A 6433-nucleotide genomic window follows, 5' to 3' on the forward strand; every position below is an offset into this window, starting at 1 on the left:
TAAACGATGAACTGATTGCTAATGTTAAAATAAAATTAAGAAAAAATTAAGATTAAATCTTAATAAAACTAAAATTAATTTAAAATAAAATATTGATGCTTAGTATTTTAGGTATTTAAATACTCTTTCAACTTAACAAAACTTTAATCTCAACAGGATGCAGACTGATTTTTATGGCGTAATTTTATCGCATACTATTTGAGAATGAAGAAACAGAACAAGAATAAGCCCAAAGGACAGGGCAACCTCACCCGAAGTATTATGGATATACTTAGAAAGAATTCGGGAAAAACATATAACTACAAACAAATTGCTTCTATACTGGGTGTTAATGATGCCAGTAGTAGAAACCAGATCATAAAAAAACTAGCTCAACTCACTGCAAAAAAGGAAATTGAAGAAGTTGAACGTGGGAAATTTAAGATCGAAGGCTCCAAGAACTATCATACCGCGGTACTTGATCTAACCACCAAAGGTTATGGATATGCGATCGTTGATGGATTTGATGAGGATATATTCATCGCGAATAAAGACCTAAAGTCTGCTTTTGATGGTGATACTGTGGAAATCTACATTTACAATCGCCGTCGCAATAAGAAAAGTGAAGGTGAAGTTGTAAATATCACCAAGCGTAAGCGAACAGAGTTTGTTGGAACGCTTCAGAAGAAAAAAGATTTTGGATTTGTGGTAGTGGACGATAAATCCATGTACACAGATTTCTTTGTTTCGGCGAACAAAATGAACGGTGCTGAAGATGGAGACAAAGTAGTAATCCAGTTCGAAGAGTGGCCGGATAAGGCAGATTCGCCTTTTGCTACGATCACCAGGGTACTTGGTACTCCAGGAGAACATAATACAGAAATTCATTCTATTCTTGCCCAATATGGTCTTCCTCATGATTTTCCGGAAGAAGTGGAAGAATACGCTAATAAGATAGATACTTCAATCAACAAAGATGAGATTGCTAAAAGAAGGGATATGCGCGATATCCTGACTTTTACGATAGATCCAAAAGATGCAAAGGATTTTGATGATGCTTTAAGCTTCAGAAAACTTGAAAATGGCAATTACGAGATAGGAATTCATATAGCAGATGTATCGCACTACCTGCAACCTGGAACTATTCTCGACGATGAGGCTTACGAACGTGCAACATCAGTGTATTTGGTGGATCGCGTAGTACCTATGCTTCCTGAAATACTCTCGAACAACGCCTGTTCATTAAGACCGAATGAGGAAAAATTTACTTTTTCTGCAGTTTTTGAAATGAACGATAAGCTTGAGGTAAAAGATCAGTGGTTTGGAAGAACTGTGACTTATTCAGACGAGCGTTTTGCTTATGAAGAAGCTCAACATATTATCGAAACGAATGCTGGGAGTATTCCAAAAGACATTTCAATTCGTGAAGATGCCTATACTGTTAGTGGTGAAATAGTAGATGCTATTTCCACACTGGACAGGCTTGCTAAGAAGATGAGAAGTCGTCGCATGCGAAATGGTGCGATTTCTTTTGACAAGGTAGAAGTGAAGTTCAACCTTAACGAAGAAAATGAACCAGTAGGAGTTTTCTTTAAAACTGCCAAGGATGCGAATAAACTTATCGAGGAATTCATGTTACTCGCCAACCGAAAAGTGGCTGAATTTATTGGTAAACAGAAGCCGAAAAAGACTTTTGTATACAGATGTCATGATGAACCTAATGAAGACAAACTTGCTTCATTACAAAGTATAGTAGGCAGGTTTGGTCATAAACTGAACCTTACAGACCGTAATTCCACGACCAGTTCTTTAAATAAACTTCTGGAAGATGTGCAGGGTAAAAAAGAACAGAACATGGTGGATACTTTAGCTATTCGTACCATGAGCAAGGCCTATTACGGCACTGATAATATCGGACATTATGGTTTAGCCTTTGATCATTATACTCATTTTACTTCTCCAATTAGAAGGTATCCGGATGTCATGGTGCATAGATTGCTTCAACATTACCTGGATGGTCATAAATCTGCTAGTGAAGAGGAGTACGAAGACAAATGTAACCATAGTAGTGATCGCGAGTATCTTGCAACCAGTGCAGAACGAGATTCCATAAAGTTCATGCAGGTTAAATTCATGATGGATCATCAGGATGAAGAATTTCTGGGCGTAATTTCTGGAGTTACAGATTGGGGAATCTTCGTGGAGATCGTTGAAAATAAATGTGAAGGAATGATAAGGTTGCGTGATATGAACGATGATCATTATGAGTATGATGCTGATGAGTTCGCTGTAACAGGCAAACGTACCGGTAAAACTTTCACTTTAGGTGATGAGGTTTACGTCAAAGTTAAAAATGCAGACCTGGTCAAACGTCATTTAGATTTCACTTTATTAGGTAGCAGAGCAGATGTAGAAGCAAATTAGTAGGAAAAAGTATCGCATTCAGGCTTTAACTGCTATATTTACTTTAAAACCACAAAAAGTTTACATTTGCAAAACAACTTAACTGTATGTTACAGGACGTTTTAGCTGCCTTACCCTTAGGTTTCTTTCTGGCTTTTCTATTTGGACCGGTTTTTTTTGTATTACTGGAAACCGCTGCTATAAAAGGGTTTAGAGCCGCTATTGCATTGGATTTTGGGGTTATCTTCGCTGATTGTGTATTTATAACCATCGCCTACTTTAGCACCACCAAGCTATTGGAAAGTCTCAAAGATGATCCAGCTTTGTTCATTTTTGGCGGCATGATCCTCGCTACTTATGGCTTGATGACCTTTGTACAATCGAAGAAATCTCTGCAAACAGATGATAAGACTCCTGAAATTAGAAAACTAGGAAAAAGTGCTTATTTCAGCTTGTTCGCAAAAGGTTTTCTACTGAATTTTATAAATATTGGAGTGCTTGGTTTCTGGCTGGGAGTGATCATTGTTTTTGGTCCTAAGCTGGATATGCAGATGGATAGAATAGGAGTGTTTATTGCTACAGTGCTTATCACTTATCTAATTGTAGATGTCGCCAAGATCTTACTGGCAAAAAAACTGAATCGGAAATTAACGCCTAACCGAATCTATATCATGAAAAAGTTCATTAGTTGTATACTGGTGATATTCGGGGTGGTTTTAATCTTTCAGGGACTCTTTCCAGACCAGGTAGATGAGATCAAAGATCAGATCGAAGAAATTACACCAAGTGATTCTTTAATTGGTGATCTGGATTTTACTAAAACAAAAGATCAGAAATAAAAAAGCTTCCTGATTTAGGAAGCTTTTTTTTGAGGCATCGAGCGGATTCGAACCGCTGTACAAGGTTTTGCAGACCTCTGCCTAGCCACTCGGCCACGATGCCCTTTGCGGGATGGCAAATGTAATAAAAAATTTAAGTATGAAAACTAAAATCTACCTTGATTTCTGCATGCTTACAGTAACCATAGCAACATTACCTCCAATTGGTGGGTTGATCTTGGAAACTTCTACTTCAGCTTGCTGAACCATAATTAGTTCGCTAAGAATACGGGTTAAAATCCTATCAGCAACCGTTTCCAGTAATTTGGATCGAATTGCCATTTCCTGCTTAACAATATGATTTAGATGAACATAGTCAATGGTATCTTTAAGTTCATCTGTCTTTGCAGAATGGGAGAGATCTCCAGAAACTTTAAGGTCTACCTGGTATTCGCTTCCAATTTTACTTTCTTCATCAAGACATCCATGATAAGCGAAAGTTCTAATGTTCTTAAGTGTGATTACTCCCAAAACTTTTTTTACAAAGATATGTTTCCTGAAGAATAGAATAATTATTGAATTAATTTTTCTCCAATCATCCCAATTAAAAAACCAAGATTTGCACCTAAAGCGGGTATCCATGCTCGTTTTAGCTTTACATTCGGAGCGATATCCTGAAATATGAGATATAATATTCCACCACCGGCAAATACCATAAGAAAGGCCGTAATTTCAGGCAGGTTTGTTAGAAATTCATAACCGAGTAGCGCACCTAAAACTCCGCTGAAGCTCAAGACAAACAGAATTGTAAGTGCTTTTTTCGATTTCATCCCAGATTTTATAAGATCCTGGTAGGAATTGAAAGATTCAGGTAAATTCTGTAAGCCAATGAATACGGCCAGTAGAATACCAGTCTTAGGATTTGTCGCGAATATTGCACCTAATGCTATCGCTTCAGGAATAAAATCTAACAGCATTGCCAGTAATTGCGATAAAGTACTTCCAGATCTTTCTAGTTTCCGGTCTATTAAAAACACAATCAGCGCACCGGCTATAAAAGCTAAGAGCAGAACCGTGAGATCCAGATCTTCCATTCCTCTTGGAATTAATACCAGAGCAACGGCACCCATAAGAATACCTCCTCCAAAAGCCGTAATGAAATGGTTTATTTCTTTCCTTCGATTTGTGTTGTCTGGATTGCTTCCAAAGTATTTGGAAAGTAAGCCCCCAATAAATACTGTAATCCCCGAAAATGCTGAGTATAGTATGATTTTATACAGGTCATCCATTTTATAATTCTTGAATTTAATCCAAGTTATTAATTTTAAAGATACTATTGTTAGCATGCTGTCTTTATCGATTTAAAATTTGATAAATTTGCAGCTTATTAAAACAGGTTATGGCAGAAGCTAAAAAGTCCCTCAATTTTATTGAGCAGATCATAGAAGAAGATCTTAATTCTAATTATTCAAGAGAAGAACTTAAATTCAGGTTTCCTCCTGAACCTAATGGGTATTTGCATATTGGTCACGCATCCTCGATTTGTTTAAATTTTGGATTGGGTGAAAAATATAATGCGCCTGTAAATTTAAGATTTGATGATACGAATCCCGCAAAAGAAGAGCAGGAGTATGTAGATGCTATTAAAAGAGATATCGAGTGGTTGGGATTCAAATGGGCTGAGGAATGTTATGCTTCAGATTATTTCCAGAAACTTTATGACTGGGCAGTAGAAATGATCAAAAATGGCGATGCTTATGTAGATAGCCAGACTTCAGAAGAAATAGCAGAGCAGAAGGGAACACCTACCGAACCTGGAAAGGAAAGTCCGTATAGAAAGCGTTCAGTAGAAGAAAATCTGGAGCTTTTTGAACAGATGAAGAATGGCGATACTCCTGAAAGGGGACATGTACTTCGCGCAAAGATCGATATGTCTTCTTCAAATATGCTAATGCGTGACCCGATCATGTACCGTTGTTTGCATAAGGATCACCACCGCACTGCAGATAACTGGAAGATTTATCCAATGTACGATTGGGCGCATGGACAGTCAGATTTCATTGAGCATGTTTCGCATTCCTTCTGTACTCTCGAGTTTTTACCGCATAGGGAATTATACAACTGGTTTCTTAATAAAGTCAGCAAACAAGGTGAATTTGAGCCAAAACAGCGAGAATTTGCACGTAGAAACCTAAGTCATACTATTGTAAGTAAGCGTAAATTATTACAACTTGTAGAAAAAGGTTTTGTAGACAGCTGGGATGATCCCAGAATGCCTACAATTTCAGGATTGCGTAGAAGAGGTTATACCGCTGGAGCTATCCGGAAGTTTGCCGATTCGATTGGCGTTGGAAAACGTGAGAATATGATTGATGTTTCTCACCTTGAATTCTGTGTTAGAGAAGATCTTAATAAAATAGCTCCAAGGGTTATGGGTGTTCTGGATCCTGTTAAACTGGTGATCACTAACTATCCTGAAGGAGAAGAAGAATGGCTGGAAGCTGAAAATAATCCTGAAGATGAAGCTGCCGGGAGCAGGGAAATTCCATTTTCACGGGAATTATACATTGAAAGAGAAGATTTTAAAGAAAGTGCAAACCGTAAGTTTTTCAGGTTAACACTAGGAAAGGAAGTACGCCTTAAAAATGCATATATCATTAAAGGTGAGGATGTTGTAAAGGATGCTGAAGGGAATATTACTGAAATTCACGTTACTTATGATCCAAAAAGTAAAAGTGGAAGCGGCTCTGAAGAATCGCTTCGGAAGGTGAAAGGTACTTTACACTGGGTTTCGGTAAAACATGCTGTGGAAGCGGAAGTTAGACTCTATGACAGGTTATTTACTGAAGAAGCACCAGATGGGGATAAGGAAAGAGATTATCTTGATTTCGTAAATCCGGAATCATTAAAAGTAGTCACCGGTTACCTTGAACCTGGCCTGAAGGATGCGAAACCTGAAGATAAGGTACAGTTCCAGAGAATAGGATATTTTTGTGTGGACAAAGATTCCACGACTGAAAAGCCTGTTTTCAATAGAACTGTAACTTTGCGTGATTCCTGGGCTAAAATTAAATCTTAGACAGTTTATCTTGCTATTTAAGAATAATTTAGCATTCAAGTTTTAACATATTAACCGGTTATTAACAAGCTAGGGTGAAACCAACCGCTATCTTTGAGCTTTAATAACCTAAAATCAATAACTTATGGCAAGTACAGGAAATACATTATTAGCA

The 6433-nt window shown here is 37.5% G+C and carries 5 protein-coding genes and 1 tRNA gene; 3 read left to right on the forward strand and 3 right to left on the reverse strand.

The window, feature by feature from the left end; all coding sequences use genetic code 11:
• Positions 1 to 204 precede the first annotated feature (204 nt).
• Together rnr and QZ620_RS04605 are read left to right on the forward strand one after the other, a co-directional pair.
• Positions 205 to 2403 carry a ribonuclease R gene (rnr, locus tag QZ620_RS04600; protein WP_295179531.1) on the forward strand — a complete coding sequence of 733 codons (2199 nt, stop codon included), beginning with the start codon at positions 205 to 207 and terminating at the stop codon, positions 2401 to 2403.
• A gap of 86 nt (positions 2404 to 2489) precedes the next feature.
• A complete protein-coding gene (locus tag QZ620_RS04605) occupies positions 2490 to 3221 on the forward strand; it encodes a LysE family transporter (RefSeq protein ID WP_295179533.1) in 732 nt (243 codons plus the stop codon).
• A 32-nt stretch (positions 3222 to 3253) separates the two neighbouring features.
• On the opposite strand, the gene QZ620_RS04610 is transcribed toward QZ620_RS04605, so the two are convergent.
• The 3 genes from QZ620_RS04610 to QZ620_RS04620 all read right to left on the reverse strand — a co-directional run bounded on the left by QZ620_RS04610 (position 3254) and on the right by QZ620_RS04620 (position 4489).
• A tRNA-Cys gene (locus tag QZ620_RS04610) sits at positions 3254 to 3324 on the reverse strand.
• Positions 3325 to 3374: 50 nt separating this feature from the next.
• On the reverse strand, positions 3375 to 3731 hold the full coding sequence (gene folB, locus QZ620_RS04615) for a dihydroneopterin aldolase (RefSeq protein ID WP_295179535.1): 357 nt from the start codon (positions 3729 to 3731) through the stop codon (positions 3375 to 3377).
• Between the two features lie 41 nt (positions 3732 to 3772).
• Positions 3773 to 4489 carry a ZIP family metal transporter gene (locus QZ620_RS04620; protein ID WP_295179537.1) on the reverse strand — a complete coding sequence of 239 codons (717 nt, stop codon included), beginning with the start codon at positions 4487 to 4489 and terminating at the stop codon, positions 3773 to 3775.
• A gap of 110 nt (positions 4490 to 4599) precedes the next feature.
• Between QZ620_RS04620 and QZ620_RS04625 the strand changes: the two genes are divergently transcribed.
• Positions 4600 to 6279 (forward strand): glutamine--tRNA ligase/YqeY domain fusion protein, encoded by a 1680-nt coding sequence (locus QZ620_RS04625; protein ID WP_295179539.1) that lies wholly within the window; start codon positions 4600 to 4602, stop codon positions 6277 to 6279.
• Positions 6280 to 6433: the final 154 nt, after the last annotated feature.

It is taken from the genome of uncultured Christiangramia sp., from assembly GCF_913046405.1.
GTDB classification, from domain to species: Bacteria; Bacteroidota; Bacteroidia; order Flavobacteriales; family Flavobacteriaceae; genus Christiangramia; species Christiangramia marina.

What these genes read in the sequence shown, in the direction of transcription:
- rnr (WP_295179531.1), top strand. Translation starts at nt 205, where the DNA reads ATGAAGAAACAGAACAAGAATAAGCCCAAAGGACAGGGCAACCTCACC.
- QZ620_RS04605 (WP_295179533.1), top strand. Translation starts at nt 2,490, where the DNA reads ATGTTACAGGACGTTTTAGCTGCCTTACCCTTAGGTTTCTTTCTGGCT.
- QZ620_RS04620 (WP_295179537.1), bottom strand. Translation starts at nt 4,489, where the DNA reads ATGGATGACCTGTATAAAATCATACTATACTCAGCATTTTCGGGGATT.
- QZ620_RS04625 (WP_295179539.1), top strand. Translation starts at nt 4,600, where the DNA reads ATGGCAGAAGCTAAAAAGTCCCTCAATTTTATTGAGCAGATCATAGAA.